This window comes from Clostridium neonatale (genome assembly GCF_001458595.1).
Lineage (GTDB): Bacteria > Bacillota > Clostridia > Clostridiales > Clostridiaceae > Clostridium > Clostridium neonatale.
Genome location: NZ_LN890328.1, coordinates 1,857,933 through 1,879,192, shown reverse-complemented (window position 1 = coordinate 1,879,192; position 21,260 = coordinate 1,857,933). Strand labels below are relative to the sequence as shown.

The following is a 21,260-nucleotide window of genomic DNA, read 5'->3' as shown; positions in this document are numbered from 1 at the left end:
TAAAAAGGTTACCTAAATTAATAGCGGATGTAGAATTAGCAAGGAATATCGAGAGAACAATTATCTTAGGAAACTTTCAGTAATTTCAAAAGAATATGAATAAACAGTTATAGAATAATGACTTCTGTAGTTTTTACAGAAGTTATTATCTTTTTATATATAGAAAAGTTATTTTTGTAGAAGGCATGTTATGATCAGTTTATATACATCTTTGAAAAGAAGTAAATATACTAGGGTACATAGCTATTTCGTTTGCAGATATAGATTTTTTTATGGTGAGAAAATCTTTCATGAATTACATTACAATAATATTTGTACTGATGATTAAATAATAAAAAAATTTTCAAAGAGTGGATAACTTGATACTTGTATATATGTTATAATATTCCAAAGTATAAGCTGTAATTTGATAAAGAGATATTTTGAAAATAGTTGAGGTGAGACGATGAGACTTTTTCATTACTATGAAAAAGAAATAGGACCATTTATGAATCTTTCAGACTTAAAAATTGAAGATGCTAAAAATATTATGAATATTATTTATAATAATAAAGCCATTTTTGCATCTAATAGAGACGAAATATATTTAGAAAGAAGATTTGAGTATGAAGATATTGTCAAAAAGATATTTATAAGCAAGGGTGGTAGAGTTAATAGAAGAAGACCACATTATATGACATTAGAAGACTGCCCATGGTTGTTATCTTGGTATAAAGATGGAACATCAATTAGTATTGAGATAAAAGATATTGATACTAATTATATTTCATTTACATATGGGGATATGTTTCCTGTTTTTGGACCAAGAGGAGATGATAGTAAAGAGTATCGAAAACAAGTATATACATATGAAGAAATTTTAAAGATTATTGATAAGTACGGACTTCCTCAGAGTTGGAATCCTTTAGGAGAACAAGGACCTATAAGATATATTGAAGCACAGATATGGGATGATGCTATAATTAAGACTATAAAAATAAGAAATGGATTTTAAGTAATATTGTAACTGAAATAAAGCAATAAATTACAATTTGAAAAGGTAATAAATAGATATTTTGATTTAATTAAATTTAGAAAATCAGTAATGAAGTACATTAAAATAATCATATATATACAAAAGAAAATGAAAATATTTGACAATAGTTTGATGCCAAACTATAATGATCTTATGAGAGTAGAAGATATAATATCATTAATTTCAAGAATAAGAGATCACGCAAATACATTTATTACAGATGAAATGAATAAATGTGGTTTGAAGGGCTTTGCACCTTCTCATGGAGACATTATTTTTGCACTTTTATATAATGAAAAATTAACTATGAAGGAGATTGCAGAGAAGATTGAAAAAGATAAATCAACAGTAACAGCATTAGTAAATAAACTAATAAAGGAAGGCTATGTTGAGAAAACAAAAGATACTTTAGACAATCGTGTTATATATGTAAGTCTCAGTGAAAAAGGTAAGGCATTAAAACCAATGTTTGAATCAATATCTGAAGATTTAATATCTACAGTATACAAAGGAATTTCAGAAAAGGAGAAGTCGGATTTATTAAAAACATTATTAAAAATAAAAAATAATTTTTAATTTTTTTAAAGAAATAGTTTGATAACAAACTATCTTGATAAGATAGTTGCAAATCGCTTATTTATTAAATAAGATGATATCTATCAATTATAAATTAAAAGCTTATTGATAATATTATAGCCAATAGAATTAGTATTGACCATATATCAAAGATAAATAAAAAAGGAGAATAAAAAATGTATTTGAAAATAAGAGATTTAGATCTAAATTATGAGATTAAAGGAAATGGAAAGCCTATAGTTATTCTTCATGGATATACAGTTGACCATAGATTAATGTCAGGATGTATTGAACCAATATTAGGTGAAAGTAATGAATATAAAAGAATATATATTGATCTGCCTGGTATGGGAAAAACAAAGAGTAAAGATTGGATTGTGAATTCTGATGTGATGCTGGACATTGTTATTGAAGTAATTGATAAAATTATTCCAGATGAGAATTTCTTACTTGCGGGTGAATCTTATGGGGGATATTTATCTTTAGGACTAATATATAAAATGAAAGAAAGAGTAGATGGATTATTTTTATTATGCCCAGCAACTAAAGGTCATGATTTAAGACCTAAACATATTGTTTTAAATAAAGATGATGAATTATTATCAAAACTTGACAAAGAAGAAGCAGAAATGTTTCAATCTATACAAGTAGTTCAAACAGAAGAAACTTGGACAAGATATAACAATGAAATTTTATCTGGTATAAAATTAGCTGATAATGATTTTTTGAATAAGCTTAATAAATGTGGGAAAAAATTATCTTTCGAAAAGGATATGTTTGATCAAAAGTTTAACAAACCTACATTATTTTTACTAGGTCGTCAGGATTCAAGCGTTGGATATAAGGGGACATGGAGTATTCTAGATAATTATCCAAGGGCAACTTTTGCCGTGCTAGATATGGCAGGACATAATTTACAGATAGAACAGCCAGAAGTGTTTAATGCACTATTTAGTGAGTGGATTAAAAGAGTTAGCTATGAATAATAATATATAATATAGATATTATTAAAAGAAAAATTAATGGAATGAAATTAACTATGTAATGCATTTACAAAATAATATTAAAATGCTATAATCTAAAAAGAATTTTGTATAAATTTAAAAGAGTGAATATAAATAGGGAATGAAAGTCTCCCGTGACATAAATGTCTAAACCGCTATATGCTGATGACTTCTGTAATTGCTACGGATAGTTATCAGTTTTTTTATGTAAAATTGGAGGTAATACATAATGAAGGAGTTTATTAAATGTTACAAGCAAATGATTATTGTTAGTTTGGCAGCCGTTATTATTGGAGTTATAGTTGGAGCAATAGATGCAGGTTTTGGAAAGATTTTAATTTATTTAGGGGAGTTTAGGAGCGAGCATTTTATGAAGCTTATTTTCTTACTTCCAGTTGCAGGAATATGGGTAATTTGGATATATAGAAAGTTTAGTGAGAAAGCAATAAAGGGCATGAACTTAGTATTTAATGTTGGTCATGGTGAAGAAGAAAGCATTCCATTAGCACTTGTACCACTTTCAATGATAGGAACATGGATGACTCATTTGTTTGGAGGAAGTGCTGGAAGAGAGGGAGTAGCTGTACAAATTGGAGCCACTGTTTCTCATTACATTGGAAGTAGAATTAAAATAGAAAATGCTTCTAGAATATTTTTAGTAACAGGAATGGCAGCAGGTTTTGCAGGATTGTTTGGGACACCAATTGCAGCATGTTTTTTTGCTTTGGAAGTTTTGATTGCAGGAGCACTTGATTATACAGCATTGCTGCCAATCATTATTGCAGCTTTTTCATCCAGCTTTACAGCACATCTATTGAACTTAGAAAAGTTTACTTTCAAACTGGAAACAAAAATAAATATAGATGCTATGTTTATTTTAAAACTAGTAATTATAGCAGTTATCTTTAGCTTTGCTGGAAGAATATTTTCTGCATTTTTAAAATATGCAAAAGAAAAGTTAGGTAATACATTTGAAGATCCTATAAAAAAAATATTTGTAGTTGGAATAATATTAAGCATTTTATTTATTATTTGTGGAAGAGGAAGGTATTCAGGTTTAGGGACTAATTTAATAAATGCAAGCTTTAATGGAGAACATATTTATGAATTTGACTGGTTTTTTAAAATTATACTTACAGTTATAACATTAGCTGCTGGATATCAGGGAGGAGAGGTTACTCCACTGTTTTCTATTGGATGCAGCCTTGGTGTAGTGTTAGCTAATATATTGAATATGCCAGTGGAATTTATTGCAGCTCTTGGCTATACTGCAGTATTCGGAAGTGCCACAAATACACTTTTAGCACCTATATTTATAGGAGCTGAAGTTTTTGGATATGAGTATATGCCATACTTTTTTGTAGTTTGTTCTATTTCATATATTTTCAATGGAAATAAATCAATATATGGATTACAAAAAAATATCATAAAAGCGCCTAATAAAGATTAGTTGGATTTTATAAAGTAGATATGAAAAAATATATAAATTTATATTTTAATATATGCAAGCAGCTTCTTTAAAGCAGAATTTAAATACAAAATATTTATTATGTAATTGAAAGAAAAAGTGTAAAATAATACAATTAGTTTAAAGTTAAAACTTTTAATAAGACATACAAAATTTTGTTTTAATATAAGAAGGTAGATTTTAATCTAGCAAATAAAGTGATTTAAGAGGAGATATAAAAATGGGATATCCAAGTGATTTATTATCAACGAGAGCTGTAGTTAAGCCTGGGTTATATGCAGTAATACCAAAAGATGGTTTGGTAAATAACGTTATACCCAATATTAAGGAGTGTAGAGTGAGCATAGTTGCATCGCCTAAAATGGGAGCAAGCTTTGTTCAATATATAGTTGATGCAAATGTAAATGGAGGAACAACTATACCATTTGCTAAAGAAGATAAAATAGAAAGTTTTATATATTGTGTAAATGGAACATTAGATATAAAAATTGGAGAAGAAGAATATACGTTAATTGATGGAGGATATGCCTTTTCACCAGCTGGAGTTGGAATATCATTTAAAAATGTAGGAAATGATAATGCAAAGTTTCTTTTATATAAGCAAATATATATTCCAATTGAAGGCATTGAAGCAGAAGTTTGTGTTGGAAATGTTAATGATATTGAATATGAAATTTATAATGAAATGGAAAATGTATATATAAAAGATTTACTTCCAACGCATCTTGGCTATGATATGAATATGCATATACTTGCATTTGAACCAGGTGGATGTCATCCAATAGTTGAAACTCATGTGCAAGAACATGGCGCTTATGTTTTGAGTGGTGAAGGTATGTATTTATTAGATGATAAGTGGATTGGAATAAAGAAGGAAGATTTCATATGGTTTGGACCGTATGTTGCACAATGTGCTTATGGAGTTGGAAGAGAATTATTTTCTTATATATATTCAAAAGATTGCAATAGAGATGTGATTTTATAAATTTAATGCATGAAGCTTATAGATTTAAAGTGTCATGTAAAAGATGAATTAAAACATAGCTTTAATGAAGGAAAATGTTGTCTTAATAAATACTATAAGAGGTTCAGTAGTAGAGAGTGAAGCTTTAGCAGAAGCATTAAATATATGAAAGAGGGAATTATATGTCAGCTTTTTTTGAAAATATAATACAAAGCATTGATTTTGCAAAGTATTTAGAGAATATAGATAAAAGAAAGATAGTTTTATGGGGGACAAGCGAAAATAATAAGTTTTTACTTGATATGTTAAATAACAATGGATATGAAGTTTCTTTAATTTTAGATAGTAAATTAGATATTAGTAAAGAAGAAAATGCAGTAACTGATAAAGAGATTTTAGGTGCAGAAATATTAAAAAACAACTCTAAGGATTTTTATGTATTTGTGACACATGATTATGATGAAAAAATAGAAAATTATTTAAATGAAAATAATTACTTAGAAGAAAAGGACTATTTATATATAATTCATAAGCCTGTTGTTGTATTAAAGGATGAAGAATACACTGATATTTATGGAAATAAAATAAAAGCACCAAAAGGTACAAAGTTTAAAGTTTTAGGATATAACAACATAATTAATATAAATACAGAAATAAATGATAAGATTCAAATTTCAGCTATAGGAGGAAACAGTATATATATTGGCTCTAATTGCAATATTGGTGAAAATATTACAATAGAATGTAATGGTGAATCAAGTGTAAGAATAGGAGATAGCTGTCTTATAGGAGATAATGTTTCTATAGTATGTGTTGATAATAGTTCTATAAATTTATCTTCTCCTTGCAAAATACGAAAAGAAAGTCTGGTTGGAGCTTTTGAGAAAAGTTCAATTAATCTTCAGGAAAAAACAAGCTTCCAAAACAAAACTATATTCTTTGCTAAAAAAGGAAGCAGTATTACTGTGGGAAAGAAGAGCCATAGTGGAGAGAATCTTAGATGTATAGCTTATTTCGGTGGGAAAATAGATGTTGGTGCTGACTGCATGTTTTCAGAATATGTTTCTTTTGTGAATAATGATGGACATCCTATATTTGATGTTAAATCTGGGAAACAAATAAATGGCCAGAAAAATATAATATTAGGCGAGCATGTATGGGTTGGCATTAAGTGTACATTAATATCTGGCACACATATTGGAGAAGCAAGCATTGTTGGAGCAAATAGTCTTGTTAACAAAACATTTCCCAATAACTGCATCATAGCAGGAAATCCAGCAAAGATAGTTAGAGAAGATATTGCATGGGATAGAGAAATAATAAATAGTGATGAAATTGATAAATCAATTTATTGGAATTTGACTTCTTATATATATGATTAATTAATAAATCTAGGAACACCAAGTTATTCTGGTGTTCATTTTTCAGGCTCTTTATTTAAAAATTTCATAGCTAGTTCTTCACGTAAACCAGGAAGATTTGTAGTTCCTTTTTCTTTGGATATTCTGTAAAATTCGCATTTATAATTTATGCGATTTAAAGCATTTCGTAATAGAGCAATCTGTTTTTCGGTCTTTTCCTTTTGGTGCATAAACAGTTCATATCGTTTATCAATTGTGGAATCCCCTTCCTCGCACCATTCAAAAAAATTTTTAATATCCTTAAGCGGCATACCTGTATTTTTTAAACATTCTATCATTTTTAAGCATTCAACATCTGTATCGTCAAATATACGTATATTTCCAGAAGTTCTGTTAACGAGAGGAAGAAGTCCCTCTTTGTCGTAGTAGCGCAGAGTTGATATTGATATATTAAGCATTTCTGAAATTTCTCCAATGGAATAAGCCATAAAACACCTCCAAAAAAATTTTTAAAAAGTATTGACCTAAAGTTAGGTTTAGGTATTAGTATAAAGTTATCATAATACATGAAAGCAATATATGCAAGTCGAAAGTATATTTGATTTAATAAAATTATAGAATAAAGGATGTGTAGATATGAATTTTATGAAGTATTCACCAACAAGATTATTGTTTGGAGTAGGACAATTAAACAATTTAAGAGAACAGAAGCTTCCAGGGAAGAAGGCTTTAGTTGTTATTTCTAATGGAAAATCAACTAAGGAAAATGGTTATCTAAAAAGATGTGAGGAAGAGCTAAATGCTGCAGGAGTAGAAAATGTTTTATTTGATAAGGTAGAAGCTAATCCATTAAAATCTACAGTTATGACTGGAGCAAAGTGTGCTAGGGAAAATAACTGTGATTTTGTAGTAGCATTAGGTGGTGGAAGTGTAATGGATGCTTCTAAAGCAATTGCAGCCATGGCTACAAATGATGGAGATCTATGGGATTACATTAATGGCGGAACTGGAAAAGGACAAGAGCTTTTAAATAATCCACTTCCAGTAGTAGCAATCACAACCACAGCAGGAACAGGCTCTGAAGTTGATCAATGGGGTGTTGTTACTAATGAAGAAACAAATGAAAAGATTGGATTTGGAGGTCCTGATTCACTTTATCCGGTTTTAGCAATCGTAGATCCAGAACTTATGAAAAGTGTCCCAGCTAAATTTACAGCTTATCAAGGCTTTGATGCATTATTTCATAGTGTAGAATGTTATATTTCAGTAGCAGCTAATTTGATGAGTGATATGTATGCATTAACAGCTATTGAGAATGTTGGAAAATATCTTGAAAGAGCTGTGAAAGATGGAAATGATATTGAAGCAAGAGAACATATGGCATTTGCCAATACCCTTTCTGGAACAGTTATGACTATTAGTGCATGTACAAGTGAACATTCTATGGAGCATGCCATGAGTGCTTATCATCAAGACCTACCACATGGAGCAGGACTCATAATGTTAAGTAAAGAATATTATAAGCATTTTATAAATCAGCATGTATGTGATGATAAATTTATTAAAATGGCAAAAGCACTTGGTATGGAGGATGCAAAATCACCTGAAGATTTTATTACAATGCTTGTAAAATTACAGGAAGCGTGCGGTGTAGCAGATCTTAAAATGTCAGATTACGGTATAGAAAAAGATGAATTTGATAAGATGGCAAAGAACGCAAGAGAAACAATGGGGGGGTTATTTATGTGTGATCCATGCCCATTATCACATGAAGATTGCGTGAAAATCTATGAAAAAGCATATAGATAAAAGAAATAAAATAATATAGATAAAAGAGGAGAAGAGAATAATGGATAGAAAAGAATTAGAAAAAGTATCAGATTTTTTACTTGGTGAAGAAAATACAGCATATGCAGAATATTTCATCGGTAAAAGTTATTTAAGCTCTTTAAATGATAAAGAAGTTGGAATATGCAATGTAACATTTGAACCAGGATGTAGAAATAATTGGCATATTCATCATGGTAGTGGTCAAATATTAATTTGTGTTGGTGGCCATGGATGGTATCAAGAAATGGGAAAAAAGCCACAACTTTTAAAAAGCGGAGATGTAGTATATATAGCACCAGAAATTAAACATTGGCATGGTGCAGTAGCAGATGAAGCTTTTGCACATTTAGCATTATCTATTCATAAAGAAGGTGTTTCTAATGAATGGTGTGAAGCTGTAACAGATGAAGAGTATGCAAAACTAAGATAGTATTAGAATGTCATAAGTGAAAAATATTATTTATAGAGTGGAGGAATATATATGAAAAAGCAGACAGCAGGAAGAGAGGCTCTTGGAACATTTGCACCAAAATTTGCAGAACTTAATGATGATGTTCTTTTTGGTGAAGTATGGGCAAGAGAGGATAAGTTATCACTTAGAGATCGAAGCGTGATTACAGTTACAGCATTAATGACAAAAGGTATTTTTGATAATTCTTTAAAATACCATATAATTAATGCAAAGAATAATGGAGTAACAGCCGAAGAAATGTCTGAAATAATTACTCATCTGGCATTTTATGTGGGATGGCCAAATGCATGGGCAGCGTTTAGTTTGGCAAAAGAAGTTTACTCTGAAAATAACTGATTTACGATTTTAATAACCATCTGATCGGGTAATATGGTCAGATGGTATATTGATATATGGAGAAAATATAAATTAATGAATTTAAAAAAATAATAAAGATGAAGAGGAATTGACGTTATGAAATTAATAGAAAAAGGAACTTTTGAAGGAGAACGTTCACTATTTAAATCTTTTAATACAGAAATAAAGGACAGTGTATTTTTAGAAGGCGAATCTCCAATTAAAGAGAGTGAAAATATAAGAATATATAATTGTAAATTTTGGGGTAAGTATCCAATATGGCATAATAAAGATGTAGAAGTTTATGACAGCTATTTTACAGAAGATAGTCGTGCAGCCATTTGGTATACAAGTGATATAATAATGAATAACTGCAAAGTTGATGCACCTAAGATTTTTAGAGATGCTCAAAATATTACAATTAATAAAACTATTATGAATACAGAGGAAACACTATGGTACTGTAAAAATGTTAAGATTAATGATTCTAAATTTAAAGGTAATTATTTATTATTACATAGTTCTAATGTTGAAGTTAATAATTTTAAATTAGATGGAAATTACTCATTTCAACACGTAAAAAAAGGTGTTTTTAGAGAGTGTGTAATCAACTCAAAAGATACTTTTTGGAATACAGAAGATATTACAGTATATGATTCTGTTTTGAATGGAGAATATTTAGGATGGTATTCTAAAAATCTAAGACTTATTAACTGCAAAATAAGTGGAACACAGCCATTGTGTTATGCAGAAAATTTAATATTAGAAAATTGTGAAATGGTTGATACAGATTTAAGCTTTGAATATTCAACAGTTAAAGCTGAAGTCATAAACACAGTTGAAAGTATTAAGAATCCATTTAGCGGGACCATAAAAGTAGAAGATGTTAAAGATATTATATTGGATGACCCAAATTTGGATTTTGAAAATATACAAATTATAAGAAAAGCAGTATGATATTATATAATTTATAAGGAGGTAATCAATTTGAAGTATGATTTTAATACTATTATTAATAGAAGAAATACAAATAGTGTTAAGTGGGACACCTCACAGGAAAAAGATATTATACCAATGTGGATAGCTGATATGGATTTTAAAACAGCTGATCCAATTATCAATGCTTTAGAAAAAAGAGTGCAGCATGGAATCTTTGGATATACTAATATTCCAGATGACTATTATGAAGCTGAGGTTAGATGGTGAAATAGGAAACATAATTTTGAAATAAAAAAGGAATGGATTGAAGCTAGTACAGGTGTAATTCCATCACTTTCAGCAGTTGTACAAGCATTTACAGAACCAGGGGATAAAGTTCTAATTCATTCACCGGTCTATAATTATTTTAATACGTCCATAACGAATAATAGATGTACCATAGTATTAAATGAACTAAAGTACAATGGTGAGTTTTACGAAATTGATTTTGAGGACTTTGAAAAGAAGGCTTCAGATGAAAGAGTTAAAATTTTTATTTTATGCAATCCTCATAATCCTGGAGGAAGAGTATGGAGTAAAGATGAACTTCAACGATTAGGTGAAATATGTTTAAAATATAATGTTTTAGTATTAGTTGATGAAATTCATAGGGATTTGGTTTATAAAGGAAATAAACATATTCCATTTGCATCAATTAATGAAAAATTTTTAATGAATTCCATCACTTGTACGGCACCTAGTAAAACATTTAATATTGCTGGACTCAAAACATCAAATATAATAGTAGCTAATGAGGAATATAGAAAAAAAGTAAATAGGTCACTAAATATTAATGAGGCAATAGAGCCTAATATTTTTGGAATTGAGGCATTAATTGCTGCTTATAATGAAGGAGAAGAATGGTTAGAACAATTATTGGATTATTTAAAAGGAAATCTAGATTATTTACTTTCATTTATTAATGAAAGGCTTCCCAAATTAAAGGTTATGGTACCTCAGGCTACGTATTTAATATGGATTGATTGTAAAAGTCTTGGTATGAGTTCAAAAGAGATCAGTAAAAAAATACTTGAACAAGGTGACCTAAGAATCAATGATGGACAAACATATGGTGAAGCAGGAGAAGGATTTATTAGAATAAACATAGCATGTTCTAGATCATTACTTAGAGAAGGATTAGAAAGGCTAGAAAAAGTTTTGAAATAATAAGCCTATGAGATAGGTTTTTATGTTAGTTAGAGGTATTTTTATGTTTTCAAATAAGGCACTTAAAAAATTGATTATTCCAATAATTAGGAAAAATATTTATAGAAGAAACATATTTACAACATAAAATAGTTGCTTTTAAGTAATTATAGTACAAAGGTAGCGTATTATTTTAAAATAGTAGAAGAAAATCTGATCTGCCTAATTTAGGAAGACCAGATTTTTTTAGTATACTTATTATGGGAATACATTATTTTTAGGATAATTCTTCTTAACTTCTTTAGGTTTTATTGTAGCAAAAAAATGTAAAGGATTAAATTACTTGAACAAGAATTAACTAATGCAAACAAGAAATTAACGTTACATTATTTAATACATAAAAAGTTTCATAAAAATTCTGTTATAAAGTAGTTGAAAGTAAGACGTGGAAAATATATTCCTATATTAAATAGGAGATATGAACTATATCTTTATCTACTATAAGCTTTGTATCTACTTCATAGACATTTTTTATAAGCTGTGGTGTAAGAATTTCTTTTGGAGTGCCATACTGAACTATTTTTCCGTCTTTTAAAACATATATTTTATCACAATACATAGCAGCAATATTTAAATCATGAATGGCAGCAATCACTTCTATATTTAAGCTTTTAACTATTCTCATAAGTTGCAGCTGATATTTTATATCTAAATGATTTGTAGGTTCATCTAATATTAAGCATTTAGGCTGCTGGGCTAAAGCTCTTGCAAGTATTACTCTTTGCTGCTCTCCGCCAGATAAGCTTTGAAAGCTTCTATCTTTAAAGTTTATCATATCAACTTTTCTTAGAGCATCATTTACAAGATCATAATCATTCTTATTATCTCTTTCCATGAACTTTTTATGAGGTGAGCGTCCCATGAGAACTATATCTTTAACAGTAAAATCAAAATCATAGTTATTATGTTGTGATAAAACAGCTACTTTCTTCGAACTTTCTTTTATAGATATATTTTTAATATCAACATCATCGAATTTTACTAGGCCAGCATTTGGCTTCAATAATCTATATATACATTTTAAAAGAGTAGATTTTCCACTGCCGTTAGGACCTATTATACCTATAACTTCTTTATTATCTACTTCTATATTTATGTCTTTTAATATATTATTGTTATCTATAACTACATTAATATTTTCAGTTTTTATATTCATTTTTTATTACCACCAAAACCATAATTCTTTTTGATCATAAGCCATACAAATAATGGTGCTCCGATTATTGATATAACTATTCCAATAGGAATTTCAGTTCCTTTTATTATTGCTCTTGAAAATACATCTGCCCATATTAAGATTATAGATCCTAAAAGAGCTGCTATTGGTATTATCTTTCTATGATCAGTTCCAAAAATTATTCTTACTATATGTGGAACAATAAGTCCCACAAATCCTATCATACCAGAAGCATAAACCAATATGCCAATCATAAGAGAGGTTATTACTAGATATATGATTCTATAGTTATGTAAATCTGTGCCTAAAGTAATTGATGCCTCATCACCCAATAACATTAAATTTAATGTTCTATATTGAGTTATAAAAAATATTGTTCCTAAAATAATAATTGGAAGTATGATGATTATTTCATCCCATTTTGCTCCAGCAAGGCTGCCCATTAACCAAAAAGTTATAGTTTTTAATTTTTGTGAATCATCAGATATATATACTAAAAAGCTTGAAAATGAGCTGCATACTGAACTTAATGCCATACCTGACAAAAGAAGCTTTATAGAATTACTTCGTCCACCAATATTTGATATAACCAAAACTAAAATAGATATTGTAAAGGCGCCAATAAAGCCCATAAATCCAATTGAGTTAATTCCAAAGATGCTCCCAAATCCAAGAATTACTGAAAGGGTAGCACCAAGAGATGCTCCTGATGATACACCTAGTATATAAGGATCAGCAAGAGGATTTTTTACTATCGCCTGCATGACTATTCCAGCTACAGACAGTCCAGCGCCTACAGCAATAGCAAGCACTATTCTTGGCATTCTTATAAGCCAGACCACATCGGAAATAGGACCAGTTCTACTATATGAAGAACCAATACCAAATAATTTATATAATATAACTTCATAAACTTCTTTTATACTTATATCAACAGATCCTATGGTAACAGAAAGACATATTGATAAAAAAAGTATAATTAAAAGTAGAATAGAAGTTCCTACATATATAGGAACCTCTTTGAAAAGTTTTTTATTCATTTCCATATAATCCATTAGCCAAAGTGTTTATACCATCTATGGTTCTTATACCGCTGGAATACATATCACCTAATGGTATTGCATAAACTCTTTTATTTTTTACTGCTGAAAGACTTGCAAAAGCAGGGTTATTAAGTATTTTGTTTACTTCATCTATAGGAACATTTTCATCTCCTCTGTCCATATAAGAAACAAAAATACAATCAGGATTTAAATTTATTAAGTCTTCAGCACCTATATTTCCACCTTCAGGATTTAAAAGCTCTGCTTTTAATTTTGTTACCATATCTCCAGCTAAAGTTTTAGCTCCATAAGTATATATATCATTATCAAAATATTCTATTACCATAGCTGTTTGTTCTTCTTTATTTGCAACTTTTGAAGTAACTTCTTCAACTTTTGAAGTAATATTATCTGCTAAAGCCTTAGCCTTATCTTCAACATTAAAGATTTTACCTATATTTAATATGTCTGTAATTTCATTTTGAATGGTTCTCTCTTCAGATATTCCACTATTTAATGAGATATAAGTGTTTGTTCCATTGTTAATCCAGTAGTCAACATCACCTAATCTTTTATCATCAAATAAAGAATACCATCCTAATATAAAATCAGGTTTTTCCATTATTATAGTTTCTTTATCAGGAGTAAATTCTGCTAAATAATTTACTTTACTGAAACTATCCTTATATTCATCTTTTACATCATGGTCAAGACCTGCAGCAGCAACTATTTTATCTTCAAGTCCTAATGCAAGCATTGTTTCAATAGAATTTTGATAAATAGCTACGACTTTTTCAGGTGCCTTATTAAAAGTTATTTCAATAGGCTCCTTTGCATAGTTATATGTTGTTATAGTTACAGGATAGTGTGAATCAGTATTTAGCTCAGATTGTGAGCTTGAAGAATTATCTTGTATGTCTTTATTGTTTACACCACAAGAAATAAGACCTAATAAAATGATCATGCTTAATAGAATTGTTATTAACTTTTTTTGTTTTTTCATGTTGTCTCCTTTTATCATTTGATATTTATTTGTTTCAATATAAAGATAGAAGGATACTCTTAGTCATCATTAGATATTTAATTTTTATTAATATCACTCTTTTACCGAAGAGTATCGATATTATAATAATGGCAAGTCTCCTGACTTATAGATCAGTACACGGATTCTCCTTCTCAAACATGGTTATGTTCAATGGTGTATTTTGAATCAGCATTCCCTAATTACAGTAGCGGCACTGTGTAGGAATTTCACCTAACTTCCTTTTTAATAAAAATATCAATTTTTGTTTGATAATTTTAACCAATATTATTTTTATATCAATATATTAAATAACTAGTTAAGTATATATAAAAATATTATTTGTGTCTATAAAAACATAGCTCTTTTATAAAAAAGGATTAGATAAAGTAATAAATTAAGATTTGGTTACAGATGAGCTCACAGATACAAAGAAGATGAATCTACGTATGTATTATATAGATAATAAATACTGTAGTTAACATTTTAAAATCATAAAAAGAAATATATCTATAAAGATAAAATTTTACAATTGTTAGAAGAAATAAAGTTATAAATATTAGAACATATATGCTTAAATTCTTAAGAATTTGCTTATTTATTGAGCCTTTTCATGGTGTGGAGTAGAAAAAATAAAAAAAAATCATTTCTAGAGAAATAGTAATGAACAGAATAAAAATCAGTTATATTTTTCGCGGATTTTTAGTTTGAGAAATTAATAAACTAGAATATAATATTTATATATATTATATGCGAATTAAGAGTTAAAATATAAATAAGAATGGTTATTTTAACTCCATATAGGCGAAATTGTGGAGAAAAAATAATTGATTCACATATTATATGAAAAAATATAGGAATTTTTTTTATGGTTAATTTATTACTGTTTTGTTTTATACAACAATATAAAATTGATTGTGTAAAAAATTGGTATAGATATTACGCTTAAAGTATTATAAAAAAATTAAAATATAACAAAAGGAGAATAATATGAGTAGAATAGATGAACTTCAGTCTTTGATAAGATTTTATGAAGAACAGCTTGGAGAAGATGAAGGAGATTTATATGAAGAGTATGAATCTGAACTTGTAGCTGCTATAGATGAATTGAATAGATTAACTAAAAATTAAGAATAGAAATAAATCTTATTATAATACATTACGATCTTCAGAAAAGAAGGTTGCAGATCATGTTTTATTAAATGTATATTCTGTTTCAACAATATCTTTAGCTAAAAAATGTTAGTTTAATCATATGGGGATATATTGATTCAGTAAGTATATCAACAGGAGAAATGAAGAAAGGATATTTTCTTATTTATATAGATAGAGATAATGATGGCAATGGAATATTAAAAGAAGCAGAAAGAAATCATTTGGCTGGTGTAGAAATGTGATAGAATTCAATGTAAATAGCTTGGGACAAGCTTATTATATACACAAGAAGGGAGATAAATACATGAGCCTACAAGTTGTAGCAGAAAAGATCAATATATTAGCAGATTTTTGTGGAAAAAGGGATGTACAAGAATTAACTAGAGAAGAATTAATAAAGAAATATAATATAGAACATGCTGATTCATTAATATTATTTGGTGGAAGCATACTAGAAGGCTGTAAAGTAGCTGGAAAAGCTATGTTAAATGGCGTAGCTAAAAAGCTTATGATTGTTGGAGGAGAAGGTCATACTACTGAAAGTTTAAGAAAAAAAGTAAAAGAAGAATGCCCAGAAATTGAGACAGAAAATAAGATGGAAGCAGATATAATGGGTCAGTATATGAATTTAAAATATAATATAAAAGATTATTATATAGAAAGGGAATCTACTAATTGTGGTAATAATGTAACATATGCATTGCGTTTGTTGAATGAGAAAAATATTGAGGCTAAAAATATCATTATTATTCAAGATGCAACTATGCAGCATAGAATGGAAGCAGGATTTAGAAAGTATGATTCCAATATTAATATAATAAACTACGCTTCATATAAGACTAAAGTTATAGTTAAAGAAGATAAGTTGACATTTGAGAAAAATAATATATTAGGAATGTGGGATCTTGAAAGATATATTTCACTGCTTATGGGTGAAATACCACGATTGAATGATAATGAAAGTGGATATGGACCAAATGGAAGAGGATATATTGCACATGTTGAGGTACCAAAAGATGTGTTAGATGCTTTTGAATACTTAAAAGGTGAATATAGGGATTTGGTTAGAGCTTAAAACCAGCTACATGTATTAAATTCAGAAAATGATATTGGATATTGATTAGGTCATCCAAGTTTGTGGTGGAAGTATTATAAGGATTTAATTATGAAATAATATGCTCAATTTATAGCAGACAGTTAAAATAATAAAATTGTTTCTACAAATTGAGCATATAAACTCTTGATAATGATGTGATGGGCAACAGAAGCAATTCTTAAAATTTTATATAATAATATGCGAATCAAGAGTTAAAATCGAAATAAAAAAGAAACATAACAAAATTCAAATTTAGTTTAAAATAAAAGTTATGAATCAGAAAACTATTATTAAACTAATTGAATTATATTGTTATGTTTCTGCTATTTATGATAGCAGATTAGCATATTCTGTGCAACGTTTTAGTAATAATTGTTTGCCTAAATTCACTGATCAGGAGATAATGACAATTTATTTATGGGCAACATTACAAAAACAATATACTAAAAAAGATGTGTACAAATATGCTGTAAATCACTTAATTGAATACTTTCTAAACATACCAAGTTATCAGGCATTTAATAACAGACTTAATAACTTGCATGAAGCATTTCGAGAACTAACATGTATTTTAGCATCAATTTTTACTAATAAATTTTCATCTATACTGAGAATATAGTAGATTCTTTTCCGATAGCGTTAGCTAAAGATAAAAGAGGCTACAAAGGAAAAGTTGCTAGTGAAATTTGTAATAAAGGCTATTGTGCAACCAAAGATTTTCATTATTATGGTTGCAAACTTCATGTAATTGCAAATGTAAGACCCAAGACTACTCCGTATCCAGAATATGCTTTATTAACACAAGCATCAGTTCATGATTTAGAAGCTGTAAGGGAACTTTTACTTAACTTTGAAAATCGTAAAATATATGCCGATAGAGCTTATGCAGATTCTGATCTTCAAACATTAGCAAATGCTAATGGAACGGTTATTTTAACTCCGTATAAGAGAAAGCGTGGAGAAAAAATAATGGATTCAGCTCAATCACTAACTTCCACGGCTATAAGTAAAATAAGGCAGCCTATTGAATCCTTATCAATCAAATTGATGAAAAAGTAAAATTACAAAATGCTTCAAAAGTAAGATCTTTGAAAGGTATACTTACTCATGTTTGGGGTAAAATAACGGCATTTATGCTGGTATTCAGTAATACTTTTGTAATGTAGATATATTAACTAATTTATTGAAAACACAAAGTATTTTCAGAATTTTTTAACTACTTAAATATTGATTCGCATATAGGTATTAATGTATACAAAGTTTAATAATCTGTATCAAGAAGAAAATTTAAATCAGATTTTATTAGATCTATTAGCAGGAGTATTCTAAAATCAAAGTAAAAGAGATCTTACCATTTTGGTAGGATCTCCTTTTTAGATAGGAAAAAACAATTATAACTATTATTAAAGCTATGATTACAATGGTTAAAATGAATTATAAGCAACAGTTACCCATGTTTCTTAATTACAATAATAAACTTTTACTCCGAATTTAGGTATTATATAACAATAATTAAAATATTTTCAAGAAATAAAACCAACACAATATATAAGAATTAACTTACTGTTTTATTGAAAATTAGTAAGTAACATTATTAAGTTCTTAAATGGTATTATATTCACTTAATAAATCACAAAAGTTCAAGACTAATTTTAATGAATTTTTAGCTTTGGGATTGTTAATTTTAGAGTTATTAAACATTATTTATGAAAAATTACAAAAATAAATTAAAATGAAATGATTTTCTTATAAATCATTGAAAGAACAATAGATCTTAAGCTATAATAAGGAAGAAATTTTACGAGTATAAAAGAGCAATATAATATTTTAAATATATTAGCTTTAGAAAGAGGATAAAGGCTATGGCAAAGAATGAAACAAAAGATATGACTACAGGTAATCCATTTAAAATTATTTTGGGATTTTCAATTCCATTATTGTTTGGAATGCTATTTCAACAGTTTTATAGTATGGCAGATACAATTATAGTAGGGAAATATTTGGGCGTTGATTCTTTAGCGGCAGTAGGGTCAACAAGTTCAATAAATTTTATGATAATTGGATTTTGCATGGGGATTTGTAATGGATTTGCAATACCAGTAGCACAAAAATTTGGAGCATCTGATTATAAACTTTTACGTAAATATGTAGCTAATAGTGCATGGTTATCAATTATAATTTCAGCTATAATGACAGTTATAGTATGTGTATTTTGCAGAGATATTTTAGTTTTGATGAGGACACCAGAAAATATTATTGATGGTGCATATGATTATATATTTGTAATATTTTTAGGAATACCAGTAACATTTCTTTATAATTTGTTAGCAGGTATTATTCGTTCACTTGGAGATAGTAAGACACCACTTATTTTTTTAATTATATCTTCAGTGATTAATGTTATTTTGGGCTTATATTTAATAATATTTGTGCATATGGGAGTAGAAGGATCAGCTTTGGCTACGGTTATATCACAGGGAATATCAGGAGTATGTTGCTTAATATTTATGAGAAAAAAATATGAAATTCTTAAATTTGAAAAAGATGAATTAAAAATTGATGTAAGATGTATTAAAAAGTTATGTTATATGGGAATACCAATGGGATTACAATATTCTATTACCGCTATAGGTAGTGTAATACTACAGACATCAGTAAACAATCTTGGTTCAGATGTGGTAGCTTCAGTTGCTGCTGGGTCTAAGATATCTGCGTTTTTATGCTGTCCATTTGATGCACTTGGTTCAACAATGGCTGTATATGCTGGACAAAATGTTGGGGCTAGAAAGCTAGAGCGTATAAGTCAAGGAATAAAGAGCAGTATAATTATAGGATCAGCATATTCAATAATAGCTCTTATTGTATCAATTTTCTTTGGAAAGAGCATAGCATTAATATTTATAGATAGTAGTGAAGCACAAATACTTTCACAAGTAATTAAATATTTAATAATGACAGCAACTTTTTATATTCCATTATGTTTTGTAAATGTAGTACGTTTTACTATTCAGGGAATGGGATATTCAATGTTTGCAATACTTGCTGGAGTATGTGAGATGATAGCAAGAACAGTGTGTGGATTTGTTTTAGTTCCTATATTTGGATATATAGCAGTATGTTTTGCTAGTCCAGTTGCATGGATATGTGCAGATGCATTTTTGATACCAGCATATGGTGCTGTATTAAAGGATTTAAAGAAAGAGATTGATATAACAATACATGAAGAACAAATGTTAGAAGGAGAGGTTGTAAAAGAGAATATAGAAATATAACTTGTAAAATTGATACCTTCTAGCATATCAGTTAGAAGGACTTTTTTATTCTTTAGGAAATTATATTCATGGATAATCTGTGGATAATTCATTTTTAAAAATATTGCAATAAACTAAATGCATAGTTCCTAAAGAATAAAAAATAAATTATATGCGCCTGGTCTTTTCTTCGGCAAGCTCAGAAAATCCAGAGTGCGCTGAAAAAAATCGACGGCTTAAAGGATTACGTTTTATAAAAGCTATTGTATTCTATTGGATTTGTATTTTTATAGAAGACTATATCATAGTCGCCTTGGCGATTTTTTTATTTTTAAGGTGGTGATAAAATGACATTACAGCAATTAAAATATGCAATTGAAATTGCAAAATGTGGATCAATTAATATTGCTGCTAGAAAGCTTTTTATTACTCAGCCAAGTCTTTCTAATGCAATTAGAGAACTTGAAACTGAACTAAATATAAGTATTTTTCAGCGTACAAACAGAGGAATTAGTGTTTCAGTTGATGGAGCAGAATTTTTAGGTTATGCACGACAAGTAGTTGAGCAAACAGAACTGTTAGAAAAACGATATTTTAATACAAAGCCTTCAGCACAACATTTTTCTGTATCAACTCAGCATTATGCCTTTTCTGTCAATGCTTTCGTTAACTTAATAAAAGAATATGGAAATAACGAATATGAATTTAGTCTAAGAGAAACGAAAACCTATGAAATTATTGACGATGTAAAAAATCTTAGAAGTGAAATAGGAGTTTTATACTTAAATGAGTTTAATTCAAAAATTCTTAATAAACTCTTTAAGGAAAACAATTTAAAGTTTACAAAGTTATTTGTGGCAAAACCACATGTATTTATTAGTATAAATAATCCTCTTTCAAAGCAAAAAGTAGTAACTATTGAAGATTTGAGGGATTATCCATATTTATGTTTTGAGCAGGGAGAATATAATTCATTTCATTTTTCTGAAGAAATACTAAGTACTCTTTCTCATAAAAAAAACATAAAAGTTAGTGATAGAGCAACTCTTTTTAATCTATTAATTGGATTAAATGGGTACACTATATCAACGGGAGTTCTAAGTTCTGATTTAAATGGAAATGATATTATTGCTGTACCTCTAGATGTCAATGAAGAAATAATAGTTGGTTGGATTTCACATAAAAGTATTAGGCTTAGCAAACTTGCGAATATTTACATTGATGCATTAAATGAAATTATTTCAGAATTTATATAAGATTTATTTCTAGTGCTTTTAAAAACAAGATTTACATATTTCAGCTATAGT

The 21,260-nt window shown here is 28.4% G+C and carries 22 protein-coding genes, 1 pseudogene and 2 riboswitches; of the genes and pseudogenes, 19 read left to right on the top strand and 4 right to left on the bottom strand.

Translation table 11 applies throughout. The features are described 5' to 3' along the window. Window positions 1–445: 445 nt before the first annotated feature. The 7 genes from BN2920_RS15375 to BN2920_RS15350 all read left to right on the top strand — a co-directional run bounded on the left by BN2920_RS15375 (window position 446) and on the right by BN2920_RS15350 (window position 6,409). Window positions 446–994, top strand: a complete 549-nt coding sequence (locus tag BN2920_RS15375) for a hypothetical protein (RefSeq protein ID WP_058295861.1) — start codon at window positions 446–448, stop codon at window positions 992–994. A gap of 129 nt (window positions 995–1,123) precedes the next feature. Beyond that, window positions 1,124–1,591: a MarR family winged helix-turn-helix transcriptional regulator gene (locus BN2920_RS15370; RefSeq protein ID WP_242868398.1), complete on the top strand. Its 468-nt coding sequence runs from the start codon at window positions 1,124–1,126 to the stop codon at window positions 1,589–1,591. Between the two features lie 176 nt (window positions 1,592–1,767). Then, window positions 1,768–2,577, top strand: a complete 810-nt coding sequence (locus BN2920_RS15365) for an alpha/beta fold hydrolase (RefSeq protein WP_058295860.1) — start codon at window positions 1,768–1,770, stop codon at window positions 2,575–2,577. Between the two features lie 126 nt (window positions 2,578–2,703). Then, window positions 2,704–2,777: riboswitch (Fluoride riboswitch) on the top strand. Window positions 2,778–2,824: 47 nt separating this feature from the next. Beyond that, the gene (locus BN2920_RS15360; protein ID WP_058295859.1) at window positions 2,825–4,045 is read left to right on the top strand and encodes a chloride channel protein; all 1,221 of its coding nucleotides are present in this window, start codon (window positions 2,825–2,827) and stop codon (window positions 4,043–4,045) included. A gap of 238 nt (window positions 4,046–4,283) precedes the next feature. Beyond that, window positions 4,284–5,048, top strand: a complete 765-nt coding sequence (gene allE, locus BN2920_RS15355) for a (S)-ureidoglycine aminohydrolase (RefSeq protein ID WP_058295858.1) — start codon at window positions 4,284–4,286, stop codon at window positions 5,046–5,048. A 64-nt stretch (window positions 5,049–5,112) separates the two neighbouring features. Beyond that, on the top strand, window positions 5,113–5,196 hold the full coding sequence (locus BN2920_RS22425) for an NAD(P)-dependent oxidoreductase (protein WP_083498832.1): 84 nt from the start codon (window positions 5,113–5,115) through the stop codon (window positions 5,194–5,196). A 13-nt stretch (window positions 5,197–5,209) separates the two neighbouring features. Then, a complete protein-coding gene (locus BN2920_RS15350) occupies window positions 5,210–6,409 on the top strand; it encodes an acyltransferase (protein ID WP_058295857.1) in 1,200 nt (399 codons plus the stop codon). Between the two features lie 35 nt (window positions 6,410–6,444). On the opposite strand, the gene BN2920_RS15345 is transcribed toward BN2920_RS15350, so the two are convergent. Beyond that, on the bottom strand, window positions 6,445–6,876 hold the full coding sequence (locus tag BN2920_RS15345) for a MerR family transcriptional regulator (protein ID WP_058295856.1): 432 nt from the start codon (window positions 6,874–6,876) through the stop codon (window positions 6,445–6,447). A gap of 148 nt (window positions 6,877–7,024) precedes the next feature. Here BN2920_RS15345 and BN2920_RS15340 point away from each other — a divergent pair, with 148 nt between their 5' ends. The 6 genes and pseudogenes from BN2920_RS15340 to BN2920_RS15320 all read left to right on the top strand — a co-directional run. Further along, window positions 7,025–8,197 carry an iron-containing alcohol dehydrogenase gene (locus BN2920_RS15340; RefSeq protein ID WP_058295855.1) on the top strand — a complete coding sequence of 391 codons (1,173 nt, stop codon included), beginning with the start codon at window positions 7,025–7,027 and terminating at the stop codon, window positions 8,195–8,197. A 40-nt stretch (window positions 8,198–8,237) separates the two neighbouring features. Further along, window positions 8,238–8,648 carry a cupin domain-containing protein gene (locus tag BN2920_RS15335; RefSeq protein WP_058295854.1) on the top strand — a complete coding sequence of 137 codons (411 nt, stop codon included), beginning with the start codon at window positions 8,238–8,240 and terminating at the stop codon, window positions 8,646–8,648. A gap of 51 nt (window positions 8,649–8,699) precedes the next feature. Further along, window positions 8,700–9,026 carry a carboxymuconolactone decarboxylase family protein gene (locus tag BN2920_RS15330; RefSeq protein WP_058295853.1) on the top strand — a complete coding sequence of 109 codons (327 nt, stop codon included), beginning with the start codon at window positions 8,700–8,702 and terminating at the stop codon, window positions 9,024–9,026. Between the two features lie 117 nt (window positions 9,027–9,143). Continuing rightward, window positions 9,144–9,983 (top strand): DUF3737 family protein, encoded by an 840-nt coding sequence (locus tag BN2920_RS15325; protein WP_058295852.1) that lies wholly within the window; start codon window positions 9,144–9,146, stop codon window positions 9,981–9,983. A gap of 30 nt (window positions 9,984–10,013) precedes the next feature. Beyond that, entirely contained in the window at window positions 10,014–10,232 is a 219-nt protein-coding gene (locus BN2920_RS22175) for a hypothetical protein (protein ID WP_242868397.1), read from the top strand. Window positions 10,233–10,247: 15 nt separating this feature from the next. Then, window positions 10,248–11,171, top strand: a pseudogene (locus BN2920_RS15320) (MalY/PatB family protein); the annotation flags it as partial. 439 nt (window positions 11,172–11,610) lie between these two features. On the opposite strand, the gene BN2920_RS15315 reads toward BN2920_RS15320, so the two are convergent. The 3 genes from BN2920_RS15315 to BN2920_RS15305 are packed head-to-tail and all read right to left on the bottom strand — an operon-like array spanning window position 11,611 to window position 14,433. Further along, window positions 11,611–12,366, bottom strand: a complete 756-nt coding sequence (locus tag BN2920_RS15315) for an ABC transporter ATP-binding protein (RefSeq protein ID WP_058295851.1) — start codon at window positions 12,364–12,366, stop codon at window positions 11,611–11,613. After that, the gene (locus tag BN2920_RS15310) at window positions 12,363–13,433 is read right to left on the bottom strand and encodes a FecCD family ABC transporter permease (protein WP_172437818.1); all 1,071 of its coding nucleotides are present in this window, start codon (window positions 13,431–13,433) and stop codon (window positions 12,363–12,365) included. Before BN2920_RS15310 ends, BN2920_RS15315 begins: the two co-directional genes overlap by 4 nt. Continuing rightward, window positions 13,420–14,433: an ABC transporter substrate-binding protein gene (locus BN2920_RS15305; protein ID WP_058295850.1), complete on the bottom strand. Its 1,014-nt coding sequence runs from the start codon at window positions 14,431–14,433 to the stop codon at window positions 13,420–13,422. The genes BN2920_RS15310 and BN2920_RS15305 overlap by 14 nt, the downstream gene beginning before the upstream one ends. 113 nt (window positions 14,434–14,546) lie before the next feature. Continuing rightward, a riboswitch (cobalamin riboswitch) is annotated at window positions 14,547–14,753 on the bottom strand. Between the two features lie 688 nt (window positions 14,754–15,441). Between BN2920_RS15305 and BN2920_RS21850 the strand changes: the two genes are divergently transcribed. From BN2920_RS21850 to BN2920_RS15285, 6 genes are all read left to right on the top strand, one after another. Then, on the top strand, window positions 15,442–15,582 hold the full coding sequence (locus BN2920_RS21850; protein WP_172437817.1) for a hypothetical protein: 141 nt from the start codon (window positions 15,442–15,444) through the stop codon (window positions 15,580–15,582). 328 nt (window positions 15,583–15,910) lie between these two features. Then, window positions 15,911–16,681 (top strand): YdcF family protein, encoded by a 771-nt coding sequence (locus BN2920_RS15300; RefSeq protein ID WP_058295849.1) that lies wholly within the window; start codon window positions 15,911–15,913, stop codon window positions 16,679–16,681. Between the two features lie 292 nt (window positions 16,682–16,973). Continuing rightward, window positions 16,974–17,321 carry a hypothetical protein gene (locus BN2920_RS21845; RefSeq protein WP_141443160.1) on the top strand — a complete coding sequence of 116 codons (348 nt, stop codon included), beginning with the start codon at window positions 16,974–16,976 and terminating at the stop codon, window positions 17,319–17,321. Further along, entirely contained in the window at window positions 17,297–17,761 is a 465-nt protein-coding gene (locus BN2920_RS22640; RefSeq protein WP_083498830.1) for a transposase, read from the top strand. Before BN2920_RS21845 ends, BN2920_RS22640 begins: the two co-directional genes overlap by 25 nt. An 803-nt stretch (window positions 17,762–18,564) precedes the next feature. Beyond that, entirely contained in the window at window positions 18,565–19,974 is a 1,410-nt protein-coding gene (locus BN2920_RS15290; RefSeq protein WP_058295847.1) for an MATE family efflux transporter, read from the top strand. Between the two features lie 326 nt (window positions 19,975–20,300). After that, a complete protein-coding gene (locus BN2920_RS15285) occupies window positions 20,301–21,209 on the top strand; it encodes a LysR family transcriptional regulator (protein WP_058295846.1) in 909 nt (302 codons plus the stop codon). The last annotated feature ends 51 nt before the right edge of the window (window positions 21,210–21,260 follow it).

Excerpts from the sequence above, each read along its gene's own strand:
- BN2920_RS15375 (WP_058295861.1), top strand. The coding sequence starts at position 446 with ATGAGACTTTTTCATTACTATGAAAAAGAAATAGGACCATTTATGAAT.
- BN2920_RS15370 (WP_242868398.1), top strand. The coding sequence starts at position 1,124 with ATGAAAATATTTGACAATAGTTTGATGCCAAACTATAATGATCTTATG.
- BN2920_RS15365 (WP_058295860.1), top strand. The coding sequence starts at position 1,768 with ATGTATTTGAAAATAAGAGATTTAGATCTAAATTATGAGATTAAAGGA.
- BN2920_RS15360 (WP_058295859.1), top strand. The coding sequence starts at position 2,825 with ATGAAGGAGTTTATTAAATGTTACAAGCAAATGATTATTGTTAGTTTG.
- allE (WP_058295858.1), top strand. The coding sequence starts at position 4,284 with ATGGGATATCCAAGTGATTTATTATCAACGAGAGCTGTAGTTAAGCCT.
- BN2920_RS22425 (WP_083498832.1), top strand. The coding sequence starts at position 5,113 with ATGAAGGAAAATGTTGTCTTAATAAATACTATAAGAGGTTCAGTAGTA.
- BN2920_RS15350 (WP_058295857.1), top strand. The coding sequence starts at position 5,210 with ATGTCAGCTTTTTTTGAAAATATAATACAAAGCATTGATTTTGCAAAG.
- BN2920_RS15345 (WP_058295856.1), bottom strand. The coding sequence starts at position 6,876 with ATGGCTTATTCCATTGGAGAAATTTCAGAAATGCTTAATATATCAATA.
- BN2920_RS15340 (WP_058295855.1), top strand. The coding sequence starts at position 7,025 with ATGAATTTTATGAAGTATTCACCAACAAGATTATTGTTTGGAGTAGGA.
- BN2920_RS15335 (WP_058295854.1), top strand. The coding sequence starts at position 8,238 with ATGGATAGAAAAGAATTAGAAAAAGTATCAGATTTTTTACTTGGTGAA.
- BN2920_RS15330 (WP_058295853.1), top strand. The coding sequence starts at position 8,700 with ATGAAAAAGCAGACAGCAGGAAGAGAGGCTCTTGGAACATTTGCACCA.
- BN2920_RS15325 (WP_058295852.1), top strand. The coding sequence starts at position 9,144 with ATGAAATTAATAGAAAAAGGAACTTTTGAAGGAGAACGTTCACTATTT.
- BN2920_RS15315 (WP_058295851.1), bottom strand. The coding sequence starts at position 12,366 with ATGAATATAAAAACTGAAAATATTAATGTAGTTATAGATAACAATAAT.
- BN2920_RS15310 (WP_172437818.1), bottom strand. The coding sequence starts at position 13,433 with ATGGAAATGAATAAAAAACTTTTCAAAGAGGTTCCTATATATGTAGGA.
- BN2920_RS15305 (WP_058295850.1), bottom strand. The coding sequence starts at position 14,433 with ATGAAAAAACAAAAAAAGTTAATAACAATTCTATTAAGCATGATCATT.
- BN2920_RS21850 (WP_172437817.1), top strand. The coding sequence starts at position 15,442 with ATGAGTAGAATAGATGAACTTCAGTCTTTGATAAGATTTTATGAAGAA.
- BN2920_RS15300 (WP_058295849.1), top strand. The coding sequence starts at position 15,911 with ATGAGCCTACAAGTTGTAGCAGAAAAGATCAATATATTAGCAGATTTT.
- BN2920_RS21845 (WP_141443160.1), top strand. The coding sequence starts at position 16,974 with ATGAATCAGAAAACTATTATTAAACTAATTGAATTATATTGTTATGTT.
- BN2920_RS15290 (WP_058295847.1), top strand. The coding sequence starts at position 18,565 with ATGGCAAAGAATGAAACAAAAGATATGACTACAGGTAATCCATTTAAA.
- BN2920_RS15285 (WP_058295846.1), top strand. The coding sequence starts at position 20,301 with ATGACATTACAGCAATTAAAATATGCAATTGAAATTGCAAAATGTGGA.